This window comes from Streptomyces sp. NPDC048002 (assembly GCF_040653275.1).
Classification (GTDB): Bacteria; Actinomycetota; Actinomycetes; order Streptomycetales; family Streptomycetaceae; genus Streptomyces.
In genome coordinates, this window is record NZ_JBEZNL010000045.1 from 31,224 (window position 1) to 57,813 (window position 26,590).

24 protein-coding genes are annotated in these 26,590 nt (G+C 70.5%); 4 read left to right on the plus strand and 20 right to left on the minus strand.

Going from position 1 to position 26,590, the window contains the following annotated elements; all coding sequences use genetic code 11:
• Window positions 1-2: 2 nt before the first annotated feature.
• The 11 genes from nuoK to AB0E07_RS34485 are packed head-to-tail and all read right to left on the minus strand — an operon-like array spanning window position 3 to window position 10,827.
• Window positions 3-302 carry an NADH-quinone oxidoreductase subunit NuoK gene (gene nuoK, locus AB0E07_RS34435; protein ID WP_186287247.1) on the minus strand — a complete coding sequence of 100 codons (300 nt, stop codon included), beginning with the start codon at window positions 300-302 and terminating at the stop codon, window positions 3-5.
• The gene (locus AB0E07_RS34440) at window positions 299-1,141 is read right to left on the minus strand and encodes an NADH-quinone oxidoreductase subunit J (RefSeq protein WP_362260911.1); all 843 of its coding nucleotides are present in this window, start codon (window positions 1,139-1,141) and stop codon (window positions 299-301) included. Before AB0E07_RS34440 ends, nuoK begins: the two co-directional genes overlap by 4 nt.
• Window positions 1,138-1,776, minus strand: coding sequence for an NADH-quinone oxidoreductase subunit NuoI (gene nuoI, locus AB0E07_RS34445; RefSeq protein WP_362260913.1), 639 nt, complete (start codon window positions 1,774-1,776; stop codon window positions 1,138-1,140). Before nuoI ends, AB0E07_RS34440 begins: the two co-directional genes overlap by 4 nt.
• Window positions 1,769-3,133, minus strand: coding sequence for an NADH-quinone oxidoreductase subunit NuoH (gene nuoH / locus AB0E07_RS34450; protein WP_362260915.1), 1,365 nt, complete (start codon window positions 3,131-3,133; stop codon window positions 1,769-1,771). The genes nuoI and nuoH overlap by 8 nt, the downstream gene beginning before the upstream one ends.
• A complete protein-coding gene (locus tag AB0E07_RS34455) occupies window positions 3,130-5,634 on the minus strand; it encodes an NADH-quinone oxidoreductase subunit G (protein WP_362260917.1) in 2,505 nt (834 codons plus the stop codon). The genes nuoH and AB0E07_RS34455 overlap by 4 nt, the downstream gene beginning before the upstream one ends.
• Window positions 5,631-6,980 carry an NADH-quinone oxidoreductase subunit NuoF gene (gene nuoF / locus AB0E07_RS34460; protein WP_362260919.1) on the minus strand — a complete coding sequence of 450 codons (1,350 nt, stop codon included), beginning with the start codon at window positions 6,978-6,980 and terminating at the stop codon, window positions 5,631-5,633. Before nuoF ends, AB0E07_RS34455 begins: the two co-directional genes overlap by 4 nt.
• Window positions 6,980-7,813, minus strand: coding sequence for an NADH-quinone oxidoreductase subunit NuoE (gene nuoE / locus AB0E07_RS34465; RefSeq protein WP_362260966.1), 834 nt, complete (start codon window positions 7,811-7,813; stop codon window positions 6,980-6,982). The genes nuoF and nuoE overlap by 1 nt, the downstream gene beginning before the upstream one ends.
• Window positions 7,814-7,845: 32 nt before the next feature.
• A complete protein-coding gene (locus AB0E07_RS34470; RefSeq protein ID WP_362260921.1) occupies window positions 7,846-9,168 on the minus strand; it encodes an NADH-quinone oxidoreductase subunit D in 1,323 nt (440 codons plus the stop codon).
• On the minus strand, window positions 9,165-9,902 hold the full coding sequence (locus tag AB0E07_RS34475) for an NADH-quinone oxidoreductase subunit C (RefSeq protein WP_362260923.1): 738 nt from the start codon (window positions 9,900-9,902) through the stop codon (window positions 9,165-9,167). The genes AB0E07_RS34470 and AB0E07_RS34475 overlap by 4 nt, the downstream gene beginning before the upstream one ends.
• On the minus strand, window positions 9,899-10,453 hold the full coding sequence (locus AB0E07_RS34480) for an NADH-quinone oxidoreductase subunit B (protein WP_003998928.1): 555 nt from the start codon (window positions 10,451-10,453) through the stop codon (window positions 9,899-9,901). Before AB0E07_RS34480 ends, AB0E07_RS34475 begins: the two co-directional genes overlap by 4 nt.
• 14 nt (window positions 10,454-10,467) lie before the next feature.
• Window positions 10,468-10,827 carry an NADH-quinone oxidoreductase subunit A gene (locus tag AB0E07_RS34485; protein ID WP_053654533.1) on the minus strand — a complete coding sequence of 120 codons (360 nt, stop codon included), beginning with the start codon at window positions 10,825-10,827 and terminating at the stop codon, window positions 10,468-10,470.
• Window positions 10,828-11,544: 717 nt separating this feature from the next.
• On the opposite strand from AB0E07_RS34485, the gene AB0E07_RS34490 reads away from it, so the two are divergent.
• Window positions 11,545-12,372 (plus strand): C40 family peptidase, encoded by an 828-nt coding sequence (locus AB0E07_RS34490; protein ID WP_362260926.1) that lies wholly within the window; start codon window positions 11,545-11,547, stop codon window positions 12,370-12,372.
• A gap of 162 nt (window positions 12,373-12,534) precedes the next feature.
• Here the strand turns inward: AB0E07_RS34490 and AB0E07_RS34495 are convergent, their stop codons facing one another.
• Complete coding sequence (locus AB0E07_RS34495) at window positions 12,535-13,824, minus strand: geranylgeranyl reductase family protein (protein ID WP_362260928.1); 1,290 nt, start codon at window positions 13,822-13,824, stop codon at window positions 12,535-12,537.
• A gap of 98 nt (window positions 13,825-13,922) precedes the next feature.
• On the opposite strand from AB0E07_RS34495, the gene AB0E07_RS34500 reads away from it, so the two are divergent.
• Entirely contained in the window at window positions 13,923-14,444 is a 522-nt protein-coding gene (locus tag AB0E07_RS34500; protein WP_362260930.1) for a GNAT family N-acetyltransferase, read from the plus strand.
• 106 nt (window positions 14,445-14,550) lie between these two features.
• Complete coding sequence (locus AB0E07_RS34505; RefSeq protein ID WP_362260932.1) at window positions 14,551-14,901, plus strand: PASTA domain-containing protein; 351 nt, start codon at window positions 14,551-14,553, stop codon at window positions 14,899-14,901.
• 85 nt (window positions 14,902-14,986) lie between these two features.
• On the opposite strand, the gene AB0E07_RS34510 is transcribed toward AB0E07_RS34505, so the two are convergent.
• From AB0E07_RS34510 to AB0E07_RS34525, 4 genes are read right to left on the minus strand one after another with little or no spacing between them, the layout of a single operon-like run.
• Entirely contained in the window at window positions 14,987-15,682 is a 696-nt protein-coding gene (locus tag AB0E07_RS34510; protein WP_362260934.1) for a demethylmenaquinone methyltransferase, read from the minus strand.
• Between the two features lie 43 nt (window positions 15,683-15,725).
• Window positions 15,726-16,808: an acyltransferase gene (locus AB0E07_RS34515; RefSeq protein WP_362260968.1), complete on the minus strand. Its 1,083-nt coding sequence runs from the start codon at window positions 16,806-16,808 to the stop codon at window positions 15,726-15,728.
• Between the two features lie 24 nt (window positions 16,809-16,832).
• Window positions 16,833-19,271, minus strand: a complete 2,439-nt coding sequence (locus AB0E07_RS34520) for a bifunctional polysaccharide deacetylase/glycosyltransferase family 2 protein (RefSeq protein WP_362260936.1) — start codon at window positions 19,269-19,271, stop codon at window positions 16,833-16,835.
• Window positions 19,272-19,291: 20 nt separating this feature from the next.
• Window positions 19,292-19,693: a hypothetical protein gene (locus AB0E07_RS34525; protein ID WP_362260938.1), complete on the minus strand. Its 402-nt coding sequence runs from the start codon at window positions 19,691-19,693 to the stop codon at window positions 19,292-19,294.
• Between the two features lie 215 nt (window positions 19,694-19,908).
• On the opposite strand from AB0E07_RS34525, the gene AB0E07_RS34530 reads away from it, so the two are divergent.
• Window positions 19,909-20,937: a chitinase gene (locus AB0E07_RS34530; protein WP_362260940.1), complete on the plus strand. Its 1,029-nt coding sequence runs from the start codon at window positions 19,909-19,911 to the stop codon at window positions 20,935-20,937.
• 96 nt (window positions 20,938-21,033) lie between these two features.
• On the opposite strand, the gene AB0E07_RS34535 is transcribed toward AB0E07_RS34530, so the two are convergent.
• From AB0E07_RS34535 to AB0E07_RS34550, 4 genes are all read right to left on the minus strand, one after another.
• Window positions 21,034-21,480 carry a hypothetical protein gene (locus tag AB0E07_RS34535; protein ID WP_362260942.1) on the minus strand — a complete coding sequence of 149 codons (447 nt, stop codon included), beginning with the start codon at window positions 21,478-21,480 and terminating at the stop codon, window positions 21,034-21,036.
• 17 nt (window positions 21,481-21,497) lie between these two features.
• The gene (mqnC, locus tag AB0E07_RS34540) at window positions 21,498-22,697 is read right to left on the minus strand and encodes a cyclic dehypoxanthinyl futalosine synthase (protein WP_362260944.1); all 1,200 of its coding nucleotides are present in this window, start codon (window positions 22,695-22,697) and stop codon (window positions 21,498-21,500) included.
• A 141-nt stretch (window positions 22,698-22,838) separates the two neighbouring features.
• Window positions 22,839-23,564, minus strand: coding sequence for an A24 family peptidase (locus AB0E07_RS34545; RefSeq protein ID WP_362260946.1), 726 nt, complete (start codon window positions 23,562-23,564; stop codon window positions 22,839-22,841).
• The gene (locus AB0E07_RS34550) at window positions 23,561-26,563 is read right to left on the minus strand and encodes a BTAD domain-containing putative transcriptional regulator (RefSeq protein WP_362260948.1); all 3,003 of its coding nucleotides are present in this window, start codon (window positions 26,561-26,563) and stop codon (window positions 23,561-23,563) included. The genes AB0E07_RS34545 and AB0E07_RS34550 overlap by 4 nt, the downstream gene beginning before the upstream one ends.
• Between the last annotated feature and the right edge of the window lie 27 nt (window positions 26,564-26,590).

Sequence of the window (26,590 nt, forward strand, 5' to 3'; positions counted from 1 at the left end):
CCTTACAGCTTCATCAGGCTGGCGTCGTCGACCGAGGCCGAGTGGCGGGAACGGAACAGCGACACGATGATCGCGAGCCCGACCACGACCTCCGCGGCGGCCACGACCATCGTGAAGAAGGCGATGATCTGGCCGTCTAGATTGCCGTGCATGCGGGAGAAGGCCACGAGCGAGAGGTTGCAGGCGTTGAGCATCAGCTCGACGCACATGAACACGACGATCGCGTTGCGCCGGATCAGTACGCCGGTGGCGCCGATCGTGAACAACAGGGCCGCGAGATAGATGTAGTTGACGGGGTTCACTTCGACGCCTCCTCGGCCCGCTTGAGGTTCGCCGGCTCCGCCTCGGTCCGCTCCAGGCGCTCCTCGGCACGCTGCTCCAGGGCCTTGAGGTCGTCCAGCGCCTCGGTGGACACGTCCCGGATCTGGCCGCGCTCGCGCAGCGTCTTGCTGACGGTCAGCTCGGAGGGGGTGCCGTCGGGCAGCAGGCCCGCGATGTCCACGGCGTTGTGCCGCGCGTACACACCGGGCGCCGGCAGCGGCGGCACGTGCTTGCCCTCGCGCACCCGCTGTTCGGCCAGCTCGCGCTGGGTCATGGCGCGCTCGGTGCGCTCCCGGTGGGTGAGCAGCATGGCGCCGACGGTGGCCGTGATCAGCAGGGCGCCGGTGATCTCGAAGGCGAAGACGTACTTGGTGAAGATGAGGGTCGCGAGACCCTCCACGTTGCCGTTCGCGTTCGCCTGGGCGAGGCCGTTGAACTCGGTCAGGGCGGCGTTGCCGATCCCGGCGAACAGCAGGATGCCGAAGCCGAGACCGCACAGCAGGGCCAGCCAGCGCTGGCCCTTGATGGTCTCCTTCAGGGAGTCCGCCGCGGTCACGCCGACCAGCATCACCACGAAGAGGAACAGCATCATGATCGCGCCGGTGTACACGATGATCTGCACCACGCCCAGGAAGTAGGCGCCGTTGGCGAGGTAGAACACCGCAAGGATGATCATGGTTCCGGCCAGGCAGAGCGCGCTGTGCACGGCCTTCTTCATGAAGACGGTGCACAGGGCGCCGATCACCGCGACCGTGCCGAGCACCCAGAACTGGAACGCCTCGCCGGTGGAGGTGGAGTAGGCGGCGAGCTGCGCGCTCATGCGTCCACCTCCCGGTCCTCGGTGGCGTCCGCGCGGCCCGCCGGCGAGGGCTCCTCGCCCTTGGAGACGGCGACCTGGACCTCCGTACCGGGCGCGGCCTCCGTCACCAGGCCCCGGTAGTAGTCCTGTTCGTCGGTGCCGGGGTAGATCGCGTGCGGGGAGTCCACCATGCCGTCCTCAAGACCGGCGAGCAGCTGCTCCTTGGTGTAGATGAGGTTGGCGCGGCTGGAGTCGGCGAGCTCGAACTCGTTGGTCATCGTCAGCGCGCGCGTGGGGCACGCCTCGATGCACAGTCCGCACAGGATGCAGCGGGCGTAGTTGATCTGGTAGACCCGGCCGTACCGCTCGCCCGGCGAGTAGCGCTCCTCGTCGGTGTTGTCGGCGCCCTCGACGTAGATCGCGTCGGCGGGACAGGCCCAGGCGCACAGCTCGCAGCCGACGCACTTCTCCAGGCCGTCCGGATGGCGGTTGAGCTGGTGCCGTCCGTGGAACCGGGGAGCGGTTGTCTTCTGCTGCTCCGGGTACTGCTCGGTCAGCCGCTTCTTGAACATGGCCTTGAAGGTCACGCCGAAGCCGGCCACCGGGTTCTGGAAGCCGGACTGCGACTGCCCGGTCTCCTGGGGCTCCTCAGCCATCGGACGCCTCCTTTCCATCCAGAGATTCGTCGTCACTCTGAGTATTGATCCCGCCACTGACAATCAGCTCCCGCTCCCGGCGCGAACGGCGTCGCGGCACGGGCGGCAACTCCTGTCCGGGCAGCGGCGGCACGGGGAATCCGCCTGCCATCGGGTCGAATCCGGCGGCCGGACCGGTCTCCTGCTCGTCCTTGGGCTTGCCGCGGAACATGTCCGCGACGAAGGAGAGCAGCAGGAGCACCAGGACGCCGCCGCCGACGTAGAGGGCGATGTCGGCGAAGTCGTAGTTCTCGTTGCGCAGGGTCCGCACGGTCGCGACGAGCATCAGCCAGGCCACGGAGACCGGGATGAGGACCTTCCAGCCGAGCTTCATCAGCTGGTCGTAGCGGACCCGCGGGAGCGTGCCGCGCAGCCAGATGAAGAAGAACAGCAGCAGCTGCACCTTGATCACGAACCAGAGCATCGGCCACCAGCCGTGGTTCGCGCCCTCCCAGAAGGTGGAGACCGGCCAGGGGGCCCGCCAGCCGCCGAGGAAGAGCGTCACCGACACCGCGGAGACCGTCACCATGTTCACGTACTCGGCGAGCATGAACAGCGCGAACTTGATCGACGAGTACTCGGTGTTGAAGCCGCCGACCAGGTCGCCCTCGGACTCCGGCATGTCGAAGGGGGCGCGGTTGGTCTCACCGACCATCGTGATGACGTAGATGATGAACGAGACCGGCAGCAGCACCACGTACCAGCGGTCCGCCTGCGCCTCGACGATCGTGGACGTCGACATCGACCCCGAGTAGAGGAAGACGGAGGCGAAGGCGGCGCCCATCGCGATCTCGTAGGAGATCATCTGCGCGCAGGAGCGCAGGCCGCCGAGGAGCGGGTAGGTGGATCCGGAGCTCCAGCCGGCGAGGACCATGCCGTAGATGCCGACCGAGGCGACCGCGAGGACGTAGAGCATCGCGATCGGCAGGTCGGTGAGCTGCATCGTGGTGCGCTGGCCGAAGATCGACACCTCGTTGCCCGCGGGCCCGAAGGGGATCACCGCGATGGCCATGAAGGCGGGGATCGCGGCGACGATCGGCGCGAGGACGTAGACCACCTTGTCCGCGCGCTTGACGATGACGTCTTCCTTCAGCATCAGCTTGACGCCGTCGGCGAGCGACTGGAGCATCCCCCAGGGGCCGTGCCGGTTGGGGCCGACGCGCAGCTGCATCCAGGCGACGACCTTGCGCTCCCAGACGATGGAGAACAGCACGGTCACCATCAGGAAGGCGAAGCAGAAGACGGCCTTGACGGCCACCAGCCACCAGGGGTCGGTGCCGAACAGGGAGAGGTCCTCAGCGGCGAGGTACGGGCTCATGCCTCCACCTCCTTGGGGGCCCGGGCCGACGGGGTCGACGGGCCGATACGGACGAGGGAGCCGGGCCGCGCCCCGGTGTCGGAGGCGACACCGCCACCGGTGGAGTTCAGCGGGAGCCAGACCACCCGGTCGGGCATCGCGGTGATCCGCAGCGGGAGTTCGACCGTCCCGGCGATGCCGGTGACGGCCAGGACGTCGCCGTCCTTCACGCCCGCCTCGGCGGCCGTCGCGGCCGACACGCGCGCGTGGGCCGCGTGCCGGGTCCCGGCGAGCGCCTCGTCGCCGTCCTGGAGGCGGCCCTGGTCGAGCAGGAGCCGGTGCCCGGCCAGTACGGCCTCCCCGGCGGCCGGCCGCGGCAACTGCACCGCAGGCTCCACGGGTTCACCGGCCTTCGGACCGTCCCAGGCGCCCAGCCGGTCCAGCTCCGCGCGCGTGGTGCGTACGTCCGGCAGACCGAGGTGGACGTCCATGGCGTCGGCCAGCATCTGAAGGACCCGGCCGTCGGTCGGGGGCAGCGGGCGGGTCATCTGCTCCGGCTTGAGCGCGGCCTCGAAGAAGCGCACCCTGCCCTCCCAGTTCAGGAAGGTACCGGTCTTCTCGACGACGGCCGCCACGGGCAGCACCACGTCGGCCAGTTCGGTGACCTCGCTCGGCCGCAGCTCCAGCGAGACCAGGAACCCGGCCTCGGTGAACGCCTCACGCGCGCGTGCCGGATCCGGCAGGTCGGCGATCTCGACGCCCGCCACCAGCAGGGCCTGGAGTTCGCCGGCGGCGGCGGCCTCCACGATCTGCCCGGTGTCGCGGCCGTAGCGGTGCGGGAGTTCGGCCACCCGCCAGACCTCGGCGACCTCCTCCCGCGCGCGCGGGTCGGTCGCCGGGCGGCCGCCGGGAAGCAGCGACGGCAGCGCGCCCGCCTCGACGGCTCCGCGCTCACCGGCCCGGCGCGGAACCCAGACCAGCTGGGCGCCGGTCGCCGACGCGGCCCGTACCGCGGCGGTCAGTCCGCCCACCACACCGGCCAGCCGCTCACCGACGACGATCACCGCGCCCTCGGCGCGCAGCGCCTCGGCGGCCCGGGTGCCGTCCTCGTCGAGGCCGACGCCGCTCGCCAGCGCGTCCAGCCACTCGGTCTCGGTGCCCGGAGCGGCCGGCAGCAGCGTGCCGCCCGCCTTCTCCAGGCCGCGCGTGGCGTGGGTGGCGAGCGAGAAGACCTTCTGGCCGTGCTGACGCCACGCCTTGCGCAGCTTCAGGAAGATCCCGGGGGCCTCCTCCTCGGCCTCGAACCCGGCCAACAGCACCGCGGGCGCCTTCTCCAGCGCGGTGTACGTGACGCCCTTGCCGTCGAGGTCCCGGCCGCGTCCGGCGACCCGGGCGGCGAGGAAGTCTGCCTCCTCGCCGCTGTGCACGCGCGCGCGGAAGTCGATGTCGTTGGAGTCGAGCGCCACGCGTGCGAACTTGCTGTACGCGTACGCGTCCTCGATGGTCAGCCGGCCGCCGGTCAGGACGCCGGCCCGGCCGCGCGAGGCGAGCAGTCCCTGGGCGGCGATCTGGAGCGCCTCCGGCCAGGAGGCCGGCACCAGCTCACCCTCGGGATTGCGGACCAGGGGGGTCTGCAACCGGTCGCGCTGCTGCGCGTACCGGAAGGCGAACCGGCCCTTGTCGCAGATCCACTCCTCGTTGACCTCGGGGTCGTTCGCGGCGAGCTTGCGCATGACCTTGCCGCGGCGGTGGTCGGTACGCGTGGCGCAGCCGCCCGAGCAGTGCTCACACACGCTGGGCGTGGAGACCAGGTCGAAGGGGCGGGAGCGGAACCGGTAGGCGGCCGAGGTGAGCGCGCCCACGGGGCAGATCTGGATCGTGTTGCCGGAGAAGTACGACTCGAAGGGGTCGCCCTCGCCGGTGCCGACCTGCTGGAGCGCGCCCCGCTCGACCAGCTCGATCATCGGGTCGCCGGCGATCTGGTTGGAGAAGCGGGTGCAGCGGGCGCACAGCACGCACCGCTCGCGGTCGAGGAGCACCTGGGTGGAGATCGGGACCGGCTTCTCGTACGTCCGCTTGCGGCCCTCGAAGCGGGACTCGGCCTGGCCGTGCGACATGGCCTGGTTCTGCAGCGGGCACTCGCCGCCCTTGTCGCAGACCGGGCAGTCCAGCGGGTGGTTGATGAGGAGCAGCTCCATCACACCGTGCTGGGCCTTCTCGGCGACCGGCGAGGTGAGGTGGGTCTTCACCACCATGCCGTCGGTGCAGGTGATGGTGCAGGACGCCATCGGCTTGCGCTGGCCCTCGACCTCGACGATGCACTGGCGGCAGGCGCCGGCCGGGTCGAGGAGCGGGTGGTCGCAGAAGCGGGGGATCTCGATGCCGAGCTGTTCCGCGGCCCGGATGACCAGGGTGCCCTTGGGCACGCTGATCTCGGCGCCGTCGATGGTCAGCGAGACGAGATCCTCCGGCGGGACCGCCGCCTCGCCGCCCCCGGAGGGAGCGCTGGTGGTCACCGTCATGCGTTCACCTCCGTGTGCTGGTCCGCCCAGGCGGTCGACTTGGCGGGGTCGAAGGGGCAGCCGCGGCCCGTGATGTGCTGCTCGTACTCCTCACGGAAGTACTTGAGCGAGGAGAAGATCGGCGAGGCGGCACCGTCGCCGAGGGCGCAGAAGGACTTGCCGTTGATGTTGTCGGCGATGTCGTTCAGCTTGTCGAGGTCGCTCATCACGCCCTTGCCGGCCTCGATGTCGCGCAGCAACTGCACGAGCCAGTACGTGCCTTCACGGCAGGGTGTGCACTTGCCGCAGGACTCGTGGGCGTAGAACTCGGTCCAGCGGGTGACGGCGCGCACGACGCAGGTCGTCTCGTCGAAGCACTGGAGTGCCTTCGTGCCGAGCATCGAACCGGCGGCGCCGACGCCCTCGTAGTCGAGGGGGACGTCGAGGTGCTCGTCGGTGAACATCGGCGTCGAGGAGCCGCCCGGCGTCCAGAACTTCAGCCGGTGGCCGGGGCGCATTCCGCCGCTCATCTCCAGCAGTTGGCGCAGGGTGATGCCGAGCGGCGCCTCGTACTGGCCGGGGCTCGCGACATGGCCGCTGAGCGAGTAGAGCGTGAAGCCCGGGGACTTCTCGCTGCCCATCGACCTGAACCAGTCTTTTCCTTTGTGCAGGATCGCGGGAACCGACGCGATCGACTCGACGTTATTCACCACAGTCGGGCACGCATAGAGGCCCGCGACGGCAGGGAAAGGGGGACGGAGCCGCGGTTGGCCACGGCGGCCTTCGAGCGAGTCGAGCAGTGCGGTCTCCTCACCGCAGATGTACGCCCCCGCGCCGGCGTGCACGGTGATGTCGAGATCGAGGCCGCTGCCCAGGATGTTCTGTCCGAGGTAGCCGGCCTCGTAGGCCTCGCTCACGGCCGAGTGCAACCGCCGCAGCACGGGGACGACTTCACCACGCAGATAGATGAAGGCATGCGAAGACCTGATGGCGTAACACGCGATGATCATGCCCTCGATGAGGCTGTGCGGGTTCGCGAAGAGAAGCGGGATGTCCTTGCAGGTTCCCGGTTCCGATTCGTCGGCGTTGACAACTAGATAGTGCGGCTTTCCGTCTCCCTGCGGAATGAACTGCCATTTCATTCCGGTGGGGAATCCCGCGCCGCCCCGGCCGCGCAGACCGGATTCCTTCACATAGGCGATGAGGTCGTCCGGCGACATGGCGAGCGCCTTGCGGAGTCCCTCGTATCCGTCGTGCCGCCGGTAGACGTCCAGCGACCAGGACCTGTCCTCGTCCCAGAAGGCCGACAGCACGGGTGCCAGCAGCTTCTCGGGGCTGGTGTCTTTCAGCTCGGGTGCCAAGGTCATCACTCCCCCTCCTCGGCGGCGGGCCCGGCCGGGTGGGCCGGGTCGGAGGCCGATGTGTCCTGCGGCGCGTCGTGCGAGCTGAGGTGCTCGGCCGCCGACTGCTCGCGCGCGGCCCTGTCCTGCGACTCCTGGTGGGGTCCGCCGTCGCGCGGGTGGACCACCCGGGCAGGGGCCGCCTCCCCCTTGGCCAGCTTCAGGCCGACCAGCGAGGCGGGTCCGGCGCTTCCGCCGGCCTCGACCGCGCCCTCCCGCTGGTCGGGGAAGCCCGCCAGGATCCGGGCGGTCTCCTTGAAGGTGCACATCGGCGCCCCGCGGGTCGGGGAGACCGGCTCGCCCGTGCGCAGGTCGTCCACCAGGCGCTTGGCGCTCTGCACGGTCTGGTTGTCGAAGAACTCCCAGTTGACCATCACGACCGGTGCGAAGTCGCAGGCCGCGTTGCACTCGATGTGCTCCAGCGTGACCTTGCCGTCCTCGGTGGTCCCGCCGTTGCCGACGCCGAGGTGCTCCTGGAGCGCCTCGAAGATCGCGTCACCGCCCATCACCGCGCACAGGGTGTTGGTGCACACCCCGACCTGGTAGTCGCCGCTGGGGCCGCGCCGGTACATGGTGTAGAAGGTGGCGACCGCGGTGACCTCGGCCGTGGTCAGGTCCAGCATGTCCGCGCAGAACCGCATCCCGGTGCGGGTGACATGCCCTTCCTCGGACTGCACCAGGTGCAGCAGCGGCAGAAGCGCGGACCGGGAGTCGGGGTAGCGGGCGATGACCTCGCGCGCGTCCCGCTCCAGGCGGGCCCGGACGTCGTCCGGGTAGGCGGGCGCGGGCAGTTGGGGCATGCCCAGGCTGACGCCCTGCTCAGAACTTGTGGTCACCGGTCGACGCCTCCCATCACGGGGTCGATGGACGCGACGGCGACGATGACGTCGGCGACCTGGCCGCCCTCGCACATCGCCGCCATGGCCTGAAGGTTGGTGAAGGACGGGTCGCGGAAGTGGACCCGGTAGGGGCGGGTGCCGCCGTCGGACACGGCGTGCACCCCGAGTTCGCCCTTGGGGGACTCGACGGCCGCGTACGCCTGTCCCGGCGGTACGCGGAAGCCCTCGGTGACCAGCTTGAAGTGGTGGATCAGGGCCTCCATGGAGGTGCCCATGATCTTCTTGATGTGGTCGAGGGAGTTGCCGAGGCCGTCCGGGCCGAGCGCGAGCTGGGCGGGCCAGGCGATCTTCTTGTCGGCGACCATGACCGGTCCGGGCTGGAGCCGGTCCAGGCACTGCTCGACGATCCTGAGGGACTGGCGCATCTCTTCCAGGCGGATCAGGAAGCGCCCGTAGGAGTCGCAGGTGTCGGCGGTCGGGACCTCGAAGTCGAAGGTCTCGTAGCCGCAGTACGGCTGGGTCTTGCGCAGGTCGTGCGGGAGGCCGGTGGAGCGCAGGATCGGGCCGGTGGCGCCGAGGGCCATGCAGCCGGCCAGGTCGAGGTAGCCGACGTCCTGCATACGGGCCTTGAAGATGGGGTTCCCGGTGGCGAGCTTGTCGTACTCCGGGAGGTTCTTCTGCATCTTCTTCACGAACGCGCGGATCTGGTCCACCGCGCCGGGCGGCAGGTCCTGGGCGAGTCCGCCGGGCCGGATGTACGCGTGGTTCATCCTGAGGCCCGTGATGAGCTCGTAGATGTCGAGAATCATTTCACGATCACGGAATCCGTAGATCATGATCGTGGTGGCGCCGAGTTCCATACCGCCGGTGGCGATGCACACCAGGTGGGAGGAGAGGCGGTTCAGCTCCATCAGCAGCACCCGGATGAGGGTGGCGCGGTCGGGAACCTGGTCCTCGACGCCGAGGAGCTTCTCGACGGCGAGACAGTAGGCGGTCTCGTTGAAGAAGGACGTCAGGTAGTCCATGCGCGTCACGAACGTGGTGCCCTGCGTCCACGTGCGGAACTCGAGGTTCTTCTCGATGCCGGTGTGCAGGTAGCCGATGCCGCAGCGGGCCTCGGTGACCGTCTCGCCCTCGATCTCCAGGATCAGGCGGAGCACTCCGTGGGTGGACGGGTGCTGGGGACCCATGTTGACGACGATGCGCTCGTCGTCGGCGCGGGCCGCCGACTGGACGACCTCGTCCCAGTCGCCACCGGTGACCGTATATACGGTGCCCTCGGTGGTCTCGCGCCCGGTGGCGTGCTGCGTGCTCATGAGTACGACCTCCGCTGGTCCGGAGCCGGGATCTGGGCGCCCTTGTACTCGACGGGGATGCCGCCGAGGGGGTAGTCCTTGCGCTGCGGGTGGCCCTGCCAGTCGTCCGGCATCATGATCCGCGTCAGGGCGGGGTGGCCCTCGAAGACGATGCCGAAGAAATCCCAGGTCTCCCGCTCGTGCCAGTCGTTCGTGGGGTACACGGAGACGAGCGAGGGGATGCGGCGGTCGCCGTCGGGGGCGCTGACCTCCAGGCGGATCAACCGGTTGTGGGTGATCGAGCGCAGGTGGTAGACGGCGTGCAGCTCGCGGCCCTTGTCGTTCGGGTAGTGCACGCCGCTGACGCCGGTGCACAGTTCGAAGCGCAGGGCCGGGTCGTCGCGCAGGGTGCGGGCGACGCGCAGCAGGTGCTCGCGCTCGATGTGGAAGGTCAGCTCGTCGCGGTCGACGACCGTCTTCTCGATGGCGTTCTCGGGCAGCAGTCCCTGCTCCTCCAGCGCGCCCTCCAGCTCGTCGGCGACCTCGTCGAACCAGCCGCCGTAGGGGCGGTTGGCCGGTCCCGGGAGCCGGACGGAGCGGACCAGGCCGCCGTAGCCGGAGGTGTCGCCGCCGTTGTTGGCGCCGAACATGCCGCGCTGGACGCGGATCTCCTCGCCGCCCTCGCCCCGCTGGCCGGGGAGGTTGTCGGAGCCGAGGTCCTTCTCGGGGTTCACCCCGTTGCCGGCGTCGCTCATCGCAGCAGCCCCTTCATCTCGATCGTGGGGAGTGCCTTGAGCGCGGCCTCCTCGGCCTCACGGGCCGCTTCCTCGGCGTTGACGCCGAGCTTGGAGGTCTGGATCTTCTGGTGGAGCTTGAGGATCGCGTCCATCAGCATCTCGGGCCGGGGCGGACAGCCGGGCAGGTAGATGTCGACCGGGACGATGTGGTCGACGCCCTGGACGATGGCGTAGTTGTTGAACATGCCGCCCGAGGAGGCGCAGACCCCCATGGAGATCACCCACTTGGGGTTCGGCATCTGGTCATAGACCTGCCGCAGCACCGGCGCCATCTTCTGGCTGACCCGGCCGGCGACGATCATGAGGTCCGCCTGCCGCGGTGAGCCGCGGAAGACCTCCATGCCGAAGCGCGCCAGGTCGTAGCGGCCGGCGCCGGTGGTCATCATCTCGATGGCACAGCAGGCGAGGCCGAAGGTGGCGGGGAAGACGGACGCCTTGCGCACCCAGCCCGCGGCCTGCTCGACGGTGGTCAGCAGGAAGCCGCTCGGCAGTTTTTCTTCGAGTCCCATGAGTTAAAGGCCCCTCAGTCCCATTCCAGGCCGCCGCGCCGCCATACGTACGCGTACGCGACGAAGACGGTGAGCACGAAGAGCAGCATCTCCACGAGCCCGAAAATCCCCAGGGCGTCGAAGGTGACGGCCCAGGGGTAGAGGAAGACGATCTCGATGTCGAAGACGATGAAGAGCATCGCCGTCAGGTAGTACTTGATGGGGAAGCGCCCGCCGCCGGCCGGCGTGGGGGTCGGCTCGATACCGCACTCGTACGCATCGAGCTTGGCCCGGTTGTACCGCTTCGGACCGATCAGCGTGGCCATGACCACGGAGAAGATCGCAAAGCCTGCCCCGAGGGCTCCCAGTACGAGGATGGGCGCATACGCGTTCACCGCTCCTCGCTCCTCTCAGTCGGCACTGACTGCTGGCGGTTGCATCGGGCCCGTCACTCGCGTCTCTCCAGTCACTCGAACCCCGCCCGTCCCGGCGAAGATCGAGAACATGTGAAGCAGGTCACAAGCCCAACTGCCTCGCATCCTATGCCCGCCGCTCTGTGATCTGCGACACGGGGTATTGCACAAGCTTTGTGATCTCCACCACCTGACGAAGGATCATGAAGTCGGATGAGTGGTGATCTTCGTACGCGAGGCATCCAAGTGATCACCTGAGGTGACATTTCCGCTCGTCGGCGCAGTTCGCGAGGGGCGTCTCAATATCAAGAGACTTCCTCTGCATGCAAATTGGTGATGGACGCGGCGCCTTGATAGTGGACCGCGTTCACACATCAGAGGGAGGGGTGGTGCGAGGTGTGGACGTGTGCGCGCGTTCACGAGCGGAGCGGGCCGTGCCGCATGCGCGGGACGCGACGGCAGCCGTAACCGTTGCGTGACCTCCGCCACATCCATGAGAGGCACGTGAGAAGCGGGCTTGGCCACCCGGTTCAACCAGTGGTAGGCGCGGGGCAATTCGGGCGAACCGACGAAAGGGCGTGATCAAGGGCGGGATGGGCCTGGTCCGCAATGTCCGTTACGGCGTCAATAAAGAGCGACACACCCGGGATTCACCACGCCGATTGAACAACTGTGGCGCAGCACACGTTTCTTGTAGGTATGGAGGAGCCCCTGGTACCCGTTGTTCTCATGTCCCACACCGCTCACATACGAAGCCACCGGAAACCCCGCCGCACGGGGTCGACGACCCTGGCCATGCGCGCCGGAGTCGCCGGTGGCGTCCTCAGCATGGCAGCGGCGGGCGCGTCGGCCACGGCGAGCGCCGCCGAGCCGGTCACGCAGACCCTCGAACTGCCCACCCTGACGGCCGACCTGGCCGCTCAGGTCGCGGAGTCCGCGGACGCCACCCAGCAGGCCGCGGCCGGCTGGGAGCTGCAGGCGGAGCGCGACGCCGCCGCGGCGGCTGCCGCCAAGGAGGCCAAGGCGGACCTCGCCGTGGCCAAGGAGAAGGCGGAGGCCAAGAAGAAGGCCGCCGAGGCCGCTCGCAAGGCCGCTGCCGAGCGCGCCGAGCGCAGCGCGGAGCGGGCCACCCTGACCGCCGACACGACCGTCGCGACGTCCGCTCCCGCGAGCGGCAGCGTCGGCACGGTCATCGCCTTCCTCAAGGCGCAGTTGGGCGACGCCTACGTCATGGGCGCCACCGGCCCCAACGCGTGGGACTGTTCCTCGCTGGTCCAGGCCGCCTTCAAGCAGGTCGGCGTGGACCTCCCCCGTGTCTCCCAGGACCAGTCCATGGCGGGCACGGACGTCTCCCTGTCGAACCTTCAGGTCGGCGACATCCTGTACTGGGGCGGCAAGGGCTCGGCGTACCACGTGGGCGTCTACATCGGCGACGGCCAGTACCTGGACGCCGCCAACCCGTCCAAGGGCGTGGTCATTCAGGACCTTTCCGGCTATCCCGCCTCGGGCGCGGTGCGCGTACTCTGACGCACGGCCCATATGGGGCACAGCAGTACGGATGGGGCCGCAGCCGCTCGGGGGCAGCGGCCCCTTCCGGCGTTCCGCGCGCGGGAGCGCAAGAAAGACGGCGGCCCGACGGACGAGGTGTTCGCCCGCCGGGACGCCAACATTCGGGCGCTGAGCGGCTGATCAGGCCTTGGGGGCCACCTTGCTCAGGCCGTTGATGACCCGGTCCATCGCATCGCCGCCCGTGGGGTCGGTGAGGTTGGCGAGGAGCTTCAGGGTGAACTTCATCAGCATCGGGTGGGTCAGGCCGCGCTGGGCCGCGATCTTCATGACCTTCGGGTTGCCGATGAGCTTCACGAAGGCGCGGCCGAGCGTGTAGTAGCCGCCGTAGGTGTCCTTGAGCACGCGCGGGTAGCGCTGGAGGGCCATCTCACGCCCGGCCGGCGTGGACCGCGCGTGCGCCTGGACGATGATGTCGGCGGCGATCTGGCCGGACTCCATGGCGTAGGCGATGCCCTCGCCGTTGAAGGGGTTCACCAGGCCGCCCGCGTCACCGACCAGCAGCAGGCCCTTGGTGTAGTGGGGCTGGCGGTTGAAGGCCATGGGGAGCGCGGCGCCGCGGATCGGGCCGGTCATGTGCTCGGGGGTGTAGCCCCACTCCTCCGGCATCGAGGCGCACCACGCCTTGAGGACCTCGCGCCAGTCCAGCTCCTTGAAGGAGTCGGAGGTGTTGAGGACGCCGAGGCCGACGTTGGAGGTGCCGTCGCCCATGCCGAAGATCCAGCCGTAGCCGGGCAGGAGACGGTCCTCGCCGGGGCCGCGGCGGTCCCACAGCTCCAGCCAGGACTCCAGGTAGTCGTCCTCGTGGCGCGGGGACTCGAAGTAGGTGCGGACGGCTACGCCCATGGGGCGGTCCTCGCGGCGGTGCAGGCCCATCGCGAGGGACAGCCGGGTGGAGTTGCCGTCGGCGGCGACCACGAGCGGCGCGCGGAAGGTGACCTCGCGCTTCTCCTCGCCGAGCTTGGCGTGGACGCCGGTGATACGGCCGGTGCGCTCGTCGACGATCGGGGCGCCGACGTTGCAGCGCTCGTAGAGGCGGGCGCCGGCCTTCTGGGCCTGGCGGGCGAGCTGCTCGTCGAAGTCGTCGCGCTTGCGCACCAGACCGTAGTCGGGGAAGGAGGCGAGGTCGGGCCAGTCGAGCTGGAGCCGGACACCGCCGCCGATGATCCGCAGGCCCTTGTTGCGCAGCCAGCCTGCCTCTTCGGAGATGTCGATGCCCATCGCGACCAGCTGCTTGACCGCGCGCGGCGTGAGGCCGTCGCCGCAGACCTTCTCCCGTGGGAACTCGGTCTTCTCCAGCAGGAGCACGTCGAGCCCGGCCTTGGCCAGGTGGTACGCGGTCGTGGAGCCGGCTGGCCCCGCGCCCACGACGATCACATCGGCGGAGTTGTCGGAGAGGAGGGGCTCGGTCACGGCGGGATCTCCCCAAGTTCGAAATCTGCGTGCCGACCGGCACTGGACATGGGCAGTCTATTCAGCAGCAGTGATCACCCGGCTGAAGGGCTGCCCCCGTGAACCGTGCTCTGCCCGTAGTACGACTGCGTGTTCCCACCGACGAGGACGCCGTGGCCTGGCACCGGCTCTTCGACGACCCGGACGTCATGGAGTTCCACGGCGGCCGGTCCGCGGGTCTGTCCGTCTACGAGGAGCTCACGGCCCGGCAGCGGCGGCACGACGCCGAGCGCGGCTTCTGCCTGTGGTCCGTGCTGGACGGGTCCGGGGAGGCCATCGGGTTCACCGGCGCGCAGCCCTGGGAGCGGGACTGGGGCCCTCGGGGCGAGATCGAGATCGGCTGGCGGCTGGCGCGGCCGCACTGGGGCCGGGGCTACGTCACCGCCGCGGCCCACGAGACCCTGGACAGGGTGCGGGCGGCGGGCGTGGAGAGCGTGGTGGCCATGGTCGACGCCGGCAACGAGCGCTCGATAGCGGTGACCCGGCGTCTGGGCATGCGGCTGGCCGAGGTGTTCACGATTCCGGCGAGCGGGCGACCGGGCCACTGCTACCGGCTGGACCTGACAAGCGGAACCGCCTGACTCGGATGTACTACGTACAGTAACCGACTGTCACAGAAAGACACTTGACGCTTCCATGCGATACCCGGCGGGGGTTACCCTGCCGGTATCGCTGGGGGTGACGTCTGTGTACAAACCGCCCAATACGCCTGAGGTGCGCGTACCTCGGCTCGTCGGCCTGATGGCCGTGGACGCGCGCAGGTCGGCCGAGGCACGCGGTGTGCTGCTCGGCTCGCCCGACCGGCCGGACCTGCGGCTCGCCGTCGTGGACTACGTCGTACGGCAGTACCCGGCGCCCGGCGTCGAGGTGCCGCGCGGGGCCGTGGTCACCGTGTGGTTCGACTTCGGCGAGGGTGAGGGCGGCGGAGGCTCCTCGGTGCGCGAGCCGCGGTCGCCGGGGCCGCCGGGCGACGGACTCCGCCGGGAACTGGACGAGCCGCGCGGGCATTCCTACGCCGCGGCGGCCGGATTCGGCTGAGCACGCAGCGCACCGCCCCGGCCCACGTGCCTCGAAGCCCCGGCCCGCGCGACTGGCCTCGAAACCCCGCCCCGGCCGGTTCGGCTCAGCTCTCCTTGAAGCCGCGGTGCAGGGCGACGATCCCGCCGCTCAGGTTCCGCCAGGCGACCTTCGACCAGCCGGCCTTCCCCAGGCGCTCGGCGAGGGCGGGCTGGTCGGGCCAGGCACGGATGGACTCCGCGAGGTAGACGTACGCCTCGGGGTTGGAGGAGACCGCGCGGGCGACCGGCGGCAGCGCGCGCATCAGGTACTCGGTGTAGACGGTCCGGAACGGCGCCCACGTCGGGTGCGAGAACTCGCAGATCACCACCCGCCCGCCGGGCCGGGTCACCCGGTACAGCTCGCGCAGCGCGGCGTCGGTGTCCTGGACGTTGCGCAGCCCGAAGGAGATCGTGACGGCGTCGAAGGTGTCGTCGCGGAACGGCAGCTTCGTGGCGTCGCCCGCCGTCAGCGGCAGCCAGGGGTGCTTGCGCTTGCCGACCCGGAGCATGCCGAGCGAGAAGTCGCAGGGCACGACGTAGGCGCCGGTGCGGGCGAAGGGCAGCGAGGAGGTCGCCGTACCGGCCGCCAGGTCCAGGATCCGCTGCGCGGGGCGCGCGTCGACCGCTCTGGCGACCTCCTTGCGCCACACCCGGTCCTGGCCCAGCGACAGCACGTCGTTGGTCAGGTCGTACCGTTCCGCGACGTCGTCGAACATCGAGGCGACTTCGTGCGGCTGCTTGTTCAGGGAAGCGCGGGTCACGGGCCCATTCTTGCAGCCGCCCGCGCGCCCGCCTCGGACGGCCTCACGGTAGGAGACGCGGCTTCTTCCGCGCCGCCACGTCCTCCACCCAGCCGCACAGCAGCACGAACCCCGCGATCAGCACCCAGCCGACGCCGAACATGAACCACTGGCTCTCCAGCGGCAGGTGCGCCTCGAAGGCGGGCACCTTCCAGAACTGGTCGATCAGCGGCACGGCGAGGATGAGGGCGATCTCGTGCCAGAGGTAGATCGTCACGGCACGCGCGTTGAAGACCGTCACCAGCCGGTCCAGCCTCGGGTACCGGGTCAGACCCGCGAAGTCGATCCGCAGCCGCGCCTTCGCCCACATCAGCAGCATCACGAACCCGGCGGACCAGAAGGCCTGCGCGAGCGGGATCTCGTCCAGGTCGTAGGTGCCGTACTCGCCCTGGTGCGCGAAGGCGTACCAGCCGCCGTAGCCGAGCGCGGCCAGCGACAGCAGGACCACCACGGCCGGCTTCATCCGCTGGAGCACCCCGTCGCGGTGCGCGAAGCCGAGGATCCAGCAGAACAGGTACGTCGACAGGTCCCACAGTTCGGCGCCGAGGCGGTTGTCCGGCACCTGCCGGACGAAGCTCAGCACCAGGATCGGGGCGAGCGAAGCCAGCAGCGCGGGGACCGGGGCGAGCCGGAACACCTTCAGCAGCAGCGGGGACAGCAGCACGAACCAGAGGTACGTCCGCAGGTACCAGAGGATCTCGTAGGCCTGCATGCCCCACGGGTTGCCCGGCGGGTCGCCGAACGGGACGATCCAGAAGACGATCTGCCAGCCCGGCATCCAGCCGTGGATCAGCATCGCGACGACCACGAACAGGCCCCAGAACCAGAACGGCGGCAGCAGCCGGCGCAGTCGCCCGCGGATCACCTTGACCGCGGGCCGCTCCAGGGACTTGGCCATGAGGGTGCCGGCCAGACCGAACATGATGCCCATGGAGGGGAAGACCATCCCCGCCCAGGCCCACCCGAAGGTGTGGTAGGTCACGACCCTGACCAGGGCCACGGCTCGAAGGGTGTCGAAGTAGCGGTCCCGGGTGGCCGAGGTGGCGGCCGGGCGGGCCGCCACGTCCGTCACCTCCGCCGTCGCCACGCCACCGCGGCGGTGCGAGCCCACTCAGCTCACTCCCGTCGACGCGCCGACCTCGCCGGTGCGCTTCAGCTTCTGCCAGCGCAGCCGGCCGCCGGTCAGGGCCGTGATGGAGGAGTGGATGAGGACCAGGTACATCATCTGCCGGTAGGCCAGCTGCTGGAGCGGCATCATCAGCAGATAGCGGTACTGCTCGCGATCCAGGCGGAACGCGTACGCCGCGCAGACCAGTTGGACGCCCAGCACCGCGAGCCAGGCCAGCAGGGACGCCTTGAAGTCGATGAAGATCATCGAGTAGATCGTGAACACGTCGATCAGCGGGGCGAAGACCGGCGTGATGATCTGGAAGATCACGACGAGCGGCATCCCGACCCGGCCGAAGCGCCCCGAAGGCCCCTTGTCCGTCAGGGACTTGCGGTGCTTCCACAGCGCCTGCATGGTGCCGTAGGACCAGCGGTAGCGCTGCGACCACAGCTGCTTGAGCGAGCCCGGCGCCTCGGTCCAGGCGCGCGCGTGCTCCTGGTAGACGACCCGCCAGCCCGCGCGGTGCATGGCGATGGTGATGTCGGTGTCCTCGGCGAGGGTGTCCTCGCTCATGCCGCCGACCTCCAGCACCGCGTCCCGCCGGAACGCGCCGATCGCGCCCGGGATCGTGGGCATGCAGCGCAGCAGGTCGTACATGCGCCGGTCGAGGTTGAAGCCCATCACGTACTCGATGTGCTGCCAGGCGCCGATGACCGTGTTGCGGTTGCCGACCTTGGCGTTGCCCGCGACCGCGCCCACCTCGGGGTCGGCGAAGGGCTGCACGAGCTGGTGCACGGCGTCCGGTTCGAAGACCGTGTCGCCGTCCATCATCACGACGATGTCGTAGCTGGCGCTGCGCACGCCGTTGTTGAGGGCGGCGGGCTTGCCGGCGTTCTCCTGGCGGATGACGCGGACGTTGCGCATGCCGAGTTCCTCGGCGGCGGCGCGGGCGATCTCGGAGGTGCCGTCGCTCGATCCGTCGTCGACCACGATGATCTCGATCGGATGGGTGCTCTTCGCCAGCGACTGGAGGGTGTTGGCGATGCACTCCTTCTCGTTGTACGCGGGGACGATGACGGTGACCGGTTCGGTGACCGGTGGGCCCCAGCTGAATCTGCGTTTGTTGCGTTTGCGGTAGTGGCGGCGGGCGAGGATCAGCATCATCCCGAACCGGCCCATCACGGCCACGCCGACGACCATGAGACCGACCGAGAGCGCGGGCACGGTCCACTCGGCGACGGCTACCGCGGCGATCAGCGCCTTGCCCTCGTACAGGGTCGCGCCGGTGGCCTCACGGTGGGCGGCCAGCAGCTCCGAGGCCGTCCCGGAGGGGGCCGAGCCCGAAGGGGCCGAGCCCGACGGCCCCGAGCCCGAGCCCGAGCCCGCGGCACCGTCCTCGGCGGCACCGTCCTCGGCGGCACCGAGATCACCAGCACCCGCCGTGCCACCAGCACCCGCCGTGCCACCGGCACCCGCGCCGCCACCGCCGCCACCGCCGCCACCGCCGGCACCGCCGGCACCGCCGCCACCGCTGGCACCGCCGACGCCGCCTCCCGTGGCCTGCTGCTCCTGCATGACGCCGCTGATCGTGGTGAAGGTGTACCCCTTCGCCTTCATCTTCTCGATGTACTTCGGCAGCGCCTTGATCGTCTGCGACCGCTCGCCGCCCGCGTCGTGGAAGAGCACCGAGGCACCCTCGCCGTCACTCGGCGTGGCCCACTTGATGATCTTCGAGACGCCCGGCCGCTTCCAGTCGTCGCTGTCGGTGTCGATGAAGACGCTGGTGTAGCCGTCCGCGCCGAGCTCCTGGTAGACGGGCCAGCTGTAGTTGTCGATGGCGTCCGTCTCGGAGGAGTACGGCGCCCGGAACAGGGTCGTCGTGATGCCGGCCGCGCCCGCCAGCGCGAGCTGGGTCTGGGTCATCTCGCGCTGGACACGGGCGTCGCTCTGGTACGACAGGTCGACGTGGGTGAAGGTGTGGATACCGACCTCGTTGCCCTGCTCGACGAGGTCCTTCACGATCGACGGATAGCGGGCGACCATCGACCCGACCACGAAGAACGTGCCCGGGATGTCGTACTCCTCCAGGATCTCCAGGACCTGCGGCGTCCAGGTGGGGTTGGGGCCGTCGTCGAAGGTGAGGGCGATCGTCTTGTCCGGCACCGACATCGTGGTGGCCTGTCCGCCCTGGAAAGTAAGGATCGGGCCGCCGTCGAGGACGTCGTCCGGTACGTCGCTGGAGCTGGCCCCGCTGCGGACCCGCTGGTCGCCGCCCACCTCGGAGCGCAGATAGCCGTCGAGCAGCATGATGCTCGTCAGTGCGAGCAGGAGCAGCAGGGCGAGGATGACACGCGGTTTCTGCAGCGCCGCGGCCTTGCCCGCCACCCGTTCCATCCGGGTGGGGGCGCGCCGACGGCCACGCGAGGGCGTCGTCGAAGTCATGGGAGTGGCTGCGTCCAGGGTCAGTTGGCGGTGTCCGCCACGGCGGAGGCTGAGGCGGAGGCGGACGGGGCGGGCGCACCGGAGGGCGGGGCGGACGGTGTGCCGCTGGGCGGCACCTGGCCGCCGACGCCGCCCTGCGGCTGCTGGCCGGGGCCACCGCCCGGCCCGCCACCCTGGGCGCTGTTGCCGAAGGGCAGCAGTTCGGCCGGGTCGATCGAGGTGCCGATGCCCATGAAGGCCATGCCCAGCACGACGGCGTACCCGACGCAGCCGAGACCGACGAGGATGCCGATACGGCGCAGCATCTTCGAACGGCGTCCGGAGTTGTCAACGAACACGGGCCCCTCGACGGACCCGTTGCCGCGTTTGCGGCGGCGACCACGCACGATGGCGCGGCTTTCGACGGCAGGCTCGGAATGCATTCCCCGGATATTAGGGAGGCTTTATGTGTCCAGGGCTGCGGAGTTCATGTGAGGCGCCCATGAGGAACGCCTTAACCTGTCCTTTCACTGAGAGAATCGGCCCTGCGCCCCCAGTACCCGGGGCGCACCCAGGCAGATGTGAGACATTTCCAGCCCCTGGAACGTAATTCTGTTTCGGACTTGAGACGGAAATCACGAGAGCTGGTGCGTACGCGATGCGGAGTTTTCTGAAGCCGACGGCCGGGCTCGTCCTGCTGTTTGCCCTGGCAACCAGCGGTTGCTCGGCGGACACGCCGGACTCGGACAGCGGTGCGGCGGCCTCGGAGGCACCGTCGTCGTCCGGGGCGACCCCGGAGGAGTCCGCCGCCACCGTGTACGCCCCCTACGTCAGCGCGCTGACGTCCTCCGACAACGACACGGCCGGGTCCCCGGCGGCGTACAACCTGGCCTTCGCGATCGCCGACGACGGTGCGTGCCGTGCGAGCTGGAGCGGGGTGTACGGCGTCGACGACGCGACCGTGGCGGACCGGATCGCCGAGCTGACGGACACCGGTGTCCCGATCCGTGTCTCCTTCGGCGGCGCGTCCGGCGACGAACTCGCCACGCACTGCGACAGCGCCGAGGAGCTGGCCGAGGCGTACGACGAGGCGCTGGACACGGCCGGCGCCACCCGCGCCGACTTCGACATCGAGGGCGACGAACTCTCCGACTCCGACTCGGTGGACCTGCGTTCCGAGGCGATAGCCCTGCTCCAGCAGGAACGCGAGGACCTCACCGTCTCCTTCACGCTCCCGGTGATGCCGTCCGGGCTGGACGACGACAGCGTGGCGCTGCTGAACTCCGCCAACAACCACGCCGTCCAGGTCTCCACGATCAACCTGATGACCATGAACTACGGCGAGTCCTACGACGGTGACATGGGCGACTACGCGCTCACCGCCGCCGAGGCCGCGCACACCCAGCTCCAGGACATCTTCGGCACCTCCTCCGCCGCGGCCTGGCGGGGCATGGCGCTCACCTCGATGATCGGGGTGAACGACGTCGACGGGGAGACGTTCACCCTCCAGGACGCGGCGCAGGTACGGCAGTTCGCGGAGGAGAAGGAGATCGCCTGGGTGTCGATGTGGTCCACCTTCCGCGACCAGGAGTGCGAGGCGGACAACGCCGACGAGGACGACGCGCAGACCGACTGCAGCGGGGTGGAGCAGGGCGCCGGTGCGTTCGCGGAGGCGTTCTCGGGCTGAAGCCTTCTCGGGCTGAAGCGTTCTCGGGCTGAAGCGTTCTCGGGCTGAGGGCCCTCGGCCGCCGGCGCCTCAGTGGCGCCGGCCGGTTCGCGCGGCTCAGCGGCGCCGGTGCACCAGCCGCCCCGCGCACACGGTGGCGATGCACGCGCCGCCCGCGTCGAAGACGGCGAGATCGGCGCGGCCCACGTCCACGATGGCGACGGGCCGCGCCCTCTCCAGTACGACGACGTCGTTCCGCTGGGCCGCGGCCCGGAGTTCGGGGGTGTCGGCGTACTCGGCGAGGACGGCGACCGCACCCCGCTTGAGCACCTCGTGCACCCGCTCACGGGGACTCGGTGCCTCGGGCAGCGGCCCCTCGTGGACGTGCGCGGGACCGAGCACCCCGGGCCACCGCCGTATGCGGGCGCCCGGGAAGCGTTCGGTCAGTTCCGCCAGCGTGCCGACGGCGGCGACCCGGATGCCCTGGACGGCGACCGCGCCGTCCTCGATGGGCTCCGAGTCCCAGGTGTACCGGACCTGCTCCGCGGCGTGGATGGTCAGCATCTGAGGGACGGTGGCGGCTAGTTGGACGCGAGGAGCTTCAGCTCGGGGTGGGCCGTGCCGCCCTCGATCGCGGTCGAGGAGATGTGCGACATGACCCGCTCGTCGACGGGGTCGTTCGCCGGGTCGTCGTGGACCACGAGGTGCTCGTACGTGGTCGCCCGCTGCGCCGGGACCCGCCCCGCCTTGCGGATCAGGTCGATGATCTCCAGCCGGTTGGAACGGTGCTTGGCGCCCGCGCTGGAGACGACGTTCTCCTCCAGCATGATCGAGCCGAGGTCGTCCGCGCCGTAGTGCAGGGAGAGCTGGCCGACCTCCTTGCCGGTGGTCAGCCAGGAGCCCTGGATGTGGGCGATGTTGTCCATGAAGAGCCGGGCGACGGCGATCATCCGCAGGTACTCGAAGAGCGTGGCCTGCGTGCGGCCCTTCAGGTGGTTGTTCTCGGGCTGGTAGGTGTACGGGATGAAGGCGCGGAAGCCGCCCGTGCGGTCCTGTACGTCGCGGATCATCCGCAGGTGCTCGATGCGCTCGGCGTTGGTCTCGCCGGTGCCCATCAGCATCGTGGAGGTGGACTCGACGCCGAGCTTGTGCGCGGCCTCCATGATCTCCAGCCAGCGCTCGCCGGACTCCTTCAGCGGGGCGATGGCCTTGCGGGGCCGGGCGGGCAGCAGCTCGGCGCCGGCGCCGGCGAAGGAGTCGAGGCCGGCGGCGTGGATGCGCTGGATGGCCTCCTCCACCGACACCTTGGAGATCCGCGCCATGTGCTCGACCTCGGAGGCGCCCAGCGAGTGGATGACCAGCTGGGGGAAGTCCTTCTTGATGGCGGAGAAGTGGTGCTCGTAGTACTCGACGCCGTAGTCCGGGTGGTGACCGCCCTGGAACATGATCTGGGTGCCGCCCAGCTCGACGGTCTCCGCGCAGCGGCGCAGGATGTCGTCGAGGTCGCGGGTCCAGCCCTTGGCCTTGTCCTTGGGGGCCGCGTAGAAGGCACAGAACTTGCACGCCGTCACGCAGACGTTCGTGTAGTTGATGTTGCGCTCGATGATGTACGTCGCGATGTGCTCGGTACCCGCGTACCGGCGGCGGCGTACGGCGTCGGCGGCGGCGCCGAGTGCGTGCAGCGGGGCGTCGCGGTAGAGGTCGAGCGCCTCCTCTGGGGTGATCCGCCCGCCCTCTGCGGCACGGTCGAGCACAGACTGGAGGTCGGCCTTCTCGGTCACCGGGGGCGTCCCTTTCGTCAAGGGTTGTGGACGGACCAAGCCAGCCTACGCCAGCGCCCGCGGGGGCCGGACGTCAGGCCGCGTACGCCCCGGACGTCGGGCCGCGTGCGCCCCGGCGTCAGGCCGCGTGCGCCCCGGACCTCAGGCCGCGTACGCCCCGGCCAGCAGTCCCAGGAACGCGCCGGTGATCAGGAACGGGCCGAACGGGATCGCCGTCTTGCGCCCCGCCCTCCGTACGACGACCAGCGCGCCCCCGTACAGCGCCCCGAGCAGGAACCCGGCGAAGGTGCCGAGCATCAGCGTGGACCAGCCGTACCAGCCGAGGACCGCGCCCGTGCCGAGGGCCAGCTTGACGTCGCCGAAGCCCATGCCGGCGGGGTTGATCAGGAAGAGGACGAGGTAGCCGCCGCCGAGGGCGAGGGCGCCATAGAGAGCGGTGGGCCATTCCCCCGCGTGCTCGGGGAGCAGGGCGACCACGCCGAGGAGTACGAGCGCGGCCCCCGCGAGCGGCAGGGTCAGGGCGTCCGGCAGCCGCTGCACCCGGAAGTCGACCACCGCGAGCAGCACCCCGACGGGCCCGAGGAGCAGCCAGACGCCCAGCTCGGGACGGGTGCCGGTGGCCGCGGCGAGGACCGCGCAGACGAGGGCGGTGGCGAAGGAGAGGGGAAGGACGCCGGGACCGTACGACGTCCCGCACTCCGCGCACCGCGCGCGGCCGAGCCAGCCGCGCACGGCATGCCCCTCCGGGCAGGTGTCGCGCCAGGGCTCGCCCGCCGGGGCGGAGAAGCGGTAGGCGGCCCGGGGCAGGAACGCGCCCGCCGCCGCGCCCCACAGCGCGGCGGCGAGCACCAGGACGAGTTCGGTCATCCCGCGGCGGTGGCGTCGGAGCGCCAGGCCGGCAGCAGCTCGTCGAGCAGCGCCTCCGTGCGGGGCGGCAGACCGCGGGCCCCACTGCGCGCGACCAGGTCGGCGGCGAGCGCCTGGAGGCGCGCGGGGTCACCGGTGGAGTGGGTGGCGCGCAGCAGCTCGTGCCACAGGCGCTCGTCGGCGGGCGCGGAGTTCAGGGCCGCGGTGAGCGCCTCGATGGCCTTCTCCGCGCGGTCCTTCTCCAGGTGGAACGCCGACAGGGCGAGCCCGATGTCCGCGACGAGCAGCGGCAGTTGGGCGTCGATGATCTCGTGGGTGAGCCAGCGGTAGCGGCCCTCGGGCCGGTCGGCGAGGAGCGGGCCGCGCACCAGTACCAGCGCGTCGGTGAGCAGCCGCCCGCGCACCGCGCGACTGCCGACGCCCCGGCCCTGCGTGGCCTCGTGGTACAGCGACCGCAGCACGTCCAGGTCGGAGACGACGGACCGGGCGAGGGTGAGCCGGCCGGTGGAGTCGGTACGCAGTCGCGCGCCGCCGTCCGGGTCGGTGCCGAGCCAGGTGCCGAGCCGCTCCAGCAGCGCGTCGCGCACGTCCTCGGTGACACCGCGCGGCCACAGCGCGGAGGACAGCACCCTCGGGTGCACGCCCTCACGGTGCAGCAGCAGCAGCGCGAGTGCCTCGTGGAGCAGGGCGCTGCGCTCACCGTCCGGGGTGTCGAGGCCGATGATCTCGTACGGGCCGACGAGGCGGGCGTAGACCGCGGGCCGCCCCTGTTCGCTGACGTCGACGAGGAACGGCGGGGTGTTGACGGGGCCGTCGGGACCGTCGCCGTCGGGGTCGGCCTGGACGAACAGCTCCACCACGGCCCGCTGTTGGGCGGCAGGCAGCGACTGCGCCTCCAACTCAAGGCCGAGCAGCGGTGCGAGCAGCTTGCCCTCGCCGGTGATCTCCATCTCCCAGGCGGCGCCCGGCAGATCGCCGGTCTCGGTGCCGACGAGGTAGCCGATGCCGAGCCGGCTCGCGTCGGAGGCGAGTTCGGCGAGCCGGACGGCGTCCTCGGCGGAGGGCTCGGCGGCGAGCAGCACCAGGTGCGGGGCCCAACGGGTGTGCTGGGCGGGCCCGGTGCGGCCGGTGAGCACGGAGTCCTGGCCGGCCGCGCCGAGCGCGCCGCGCCGCTGCCGGGTCTCGGCCTCCATGGTCTCGATGAGGTCGTCGATGCCGTCGAGGTGGCGCAGCCGGTTCGGGGCGAGCGGGGTGAGGTCCTGCCCGAACCCGACGAGGGTGATGGTCATCCGGTCCGACCACCCGTTGGTGGCCAGTTCGGCGGCGACGGACGCGAACACGGCGGCCCGGTCGGCCTCGCGGCCGGCGAGGGAGACGATGCCGGGCACGGACTCCAGGTTCAGCAGCAGCCGCGAGTCGTCCATGGTGCCGAGGCTGACCAGTCCGGGGTACGGGGCGGCGGTGTCGACGTCCTCGTACTGCTCGGCGTCGGTGCGGGCCAGCATCCAGAAGGTCTGGTCCTGCCCGAGCTGCCAGGGCGTGGGCGGCTTCCCGGCGGGCTGGGCGAGCTGGAGGTGCAGGTCGCCGTTGCTGAGCCAGGCGGCGTAGACGGTGGGCAGGGCACGGGACTCCTGCGCGAGCGAGGCGGCGAGCCCGCGCAGGGACCGGTCCAGCAGCCGTACGCCCTCGGGGTCGGCGCCGACCAGCAGGGCGTCCTGCACGTCCGCGGCGTCGCCGGTCGGGGTGGGCGGCTCCATACCGCGCCGCCCGCCGACGGAACCGAGCGCCGACTGCCACAGCGCCTGGCGGCGACGGCGGCCGAGGGCGCCGAGGAGACCGGCGGCGAGGAGAGGGGCGCCGAGGAGAGCTTCGGGGAGCCCGAAGGAACGTTCCGAGGACTCGGCGGCGGGGGTGGCGGCGGGCGTCTGCTGCCGGTGCCCGGCCTGGCGGTCCTGACCGCCCTCTCCTCCCTCGGCCTGCCGGTCGGGGGTGGCGGGCCGCTGGGCGGGGACGGAACCGCCGTCCGAACCTTCCGCTCCCCCTCCGCCCTGGGCGTGGTCGCCGGTCTTGGCGTAGTCGTGGATCTGCTGCTGGACCTCGGGCGAGACCTCGGGGCTCGCGTCGGGCATCTCGACCAGGTCGCCGCCGCGGGCGTCGCCCGGCATCTCCATGATCCAGCCGGGCCGGATGAGGCTGGCCTCCGACAGCCGCGAACCGTCGGGCTGCACCCGGTCCTTGTTCAGCTGGTAGATCTCCTTGTACCGGCGGCCGTCGCCGAGGTGCCGTTCGGCTATCTCCCACAGGGAGTCGTGGTGGCGGCCCTCCGGCGGCTGGATCCGGTAGTACTTGGTGTCCCCGTCCTTGGCCGTACTGGCCCCGGCACCGGCCGATGCGCTCGCCTCGGCCTGCGCCGCCTGCTCGGCGAGGGCGGCCGCGGAGGCGGCGGCCTGCTCCTGCTGCTGGGCGAAGAGTCCGCCGCCCGGGGTCTGCTGGGCGGCGGCGACGGTGCCGCGCTGGTTGCCCTCCAGGCTCTGCCCGAACTGCGAGAGCCCCGGGGTGAGGCTCGCGGCGGTGGCGCCGACCAGCAGCAGCGCGGCGACGAGTTGCCGGGCGAGCAGCTGACTCGGCCCGGACCCGGGGACCCGCCCCGGCACGCCGACGCCGGACACGGCGGCCTTCATCTCGACGATCACACAGGCGGTGAACTGCGCCCAGGCCAGCCAGACGAAGAAGGTGAGGATGCCGAGGAAGGTGCTGACGCTCAGCTCGCTGCGCAGCCACTGGCCCGGGTCCCAGTTGGTGGGCACCGGCCAGCCGAGCTGGGAGGCGAGCCCCGCGGGCACACCGACGACCAGCACCAGCAGCGCGACGAAGGCGAGGAACGCCTTGACGAAGTCCCCGAACGTACGCCGCCGTACCCGCACGGGCTGCGGGGTCCGGTTCCGCGGGGTGGTCGGGCTTCCCGTCGGGCTTCCCGACGAGCTGGAACGTCGCGGCATGGGAGGTGTCCTGGGGTCGAGTTCGGC

Excerpts from the sequence above, each read along its gene's own strand:
- AB0E07_RS34440 (WP_362260911.1), bottom strand. The coding sequence starts at position 1,141 with ATGAGCGCGCAGCTCGCCGCCTACTCCACCTCCACCGGCGAGGCGTTC.
- nuoI (WP_362260913.1), bottom strand. The coding sequence starts at position 1,776 with ATGGCTGAGGAGCCCCAGGAGACCGGGCAGTCGCAGTCCGGCTTCCAG.
- nuoH (WP_362260915.1), bottom strand. The coding sequence starts at position 3,133 with ATGAGCCCGTACCTCGCCGCTGAGGACCTCTCCCTGTTCGGCACCGAC.
- AB0E07_RS34455 (WP_362260917.1), bottom strand. The coding sequence starts at position 5,634 with ATGACGGTGACCACCAGCGCTCCCTCCGGGGGCGGCGAGGCGGCGGTC.
- nuoF (WP_362260919.1), bottom strand. The coding sequence starts at position 6,980 with ATGACCTTGGCACCCGAGCTGAAAGACACCAGCCCCGAGAAGCTGCTG.
- nuoE (WP_362260966.1), bottom strand. The coding sequence starts at position 7,813 with ATGCCCCAACTGCCCGCGCCCGCCTACCCGGACGACGTCCGGGCCCGC.
- AB0E07_RS34470 (WP_362260921.1), bottom strand. The coding sequence starts at position 9,168 with ATGAGCACGCAGCACGCCACCGGGCGCGAGACCACCGAGGGCACCGTA.
- AB0E07_RS34475 (WP_362260923.1), bottom strand. The coding sequence starts at position 9,902 with ATGAGCGACGCCGGCAACGGGGTGAACCCCGAGAAGGACCTCGGCTCC.
- AB0E07_RS34480 (WP_003998928.1), bottom strand. The coding sequence starts at position 10,453 with ATGGGACTCGAAGAAAAACTGCCGAGCGGCTTCCTGCTGACCACCGTC.
- AB0E07_RS34490 (WP_362260926.1), top strand. The coding sequence starts at position 11,545 with ATGGAGGAGCCCCTGGTACCCGTTGTTCTCATGTCCCACACCGCTCAC.
- AB0E07_RS34520 (WP_362260936.1), bottom strand. The coding sequence starts at position 19,271 with ATGACTTCGACGACGCCCTCGCGTGGCCGTCGGCGCGCCCCCACCCGG.
- AB0E07_RS34525 (WP_362260938.1), bottom strand. The coding sequence starts at position 19,693 with ATGCATTCCGAGCCTGCCGTCGAAAGCCGCGCCATCGTGCGTGGTCGC.
- AB0E07_RS34530 (WP_362260940.1), top strand. The coding sequence starts at position 19,909 with ATGCGGAGTTTTCTGAAGCCGACGGCCGGGCTCGTCCTGCTGTTTGCC.
- AB0E07_RS34535 (WP_362260942.1), bottom strand. The coding sequence starts at position 21,480 with ATGCTGACCATCCACGCCGCGGAGCAGGTCCGGTACACCTGGGACTCG.
- AB0E07_RS34545 (WP_362260946.1), bottom strand. The coding sequence starts at position 23,564 with ATGACCGAACTCGTCCTGGTGCTCGCCGCCGCGCTGTGGGGCGCGGCG.
- AB0E07_RS34550 (WP_362260948.1), bottom strand. The coding sequence starts at position 26,563 with ATGCCGCGACGTTCCAGCTCGTCGGGAAGCCCGACGGGAAGCCCGACC.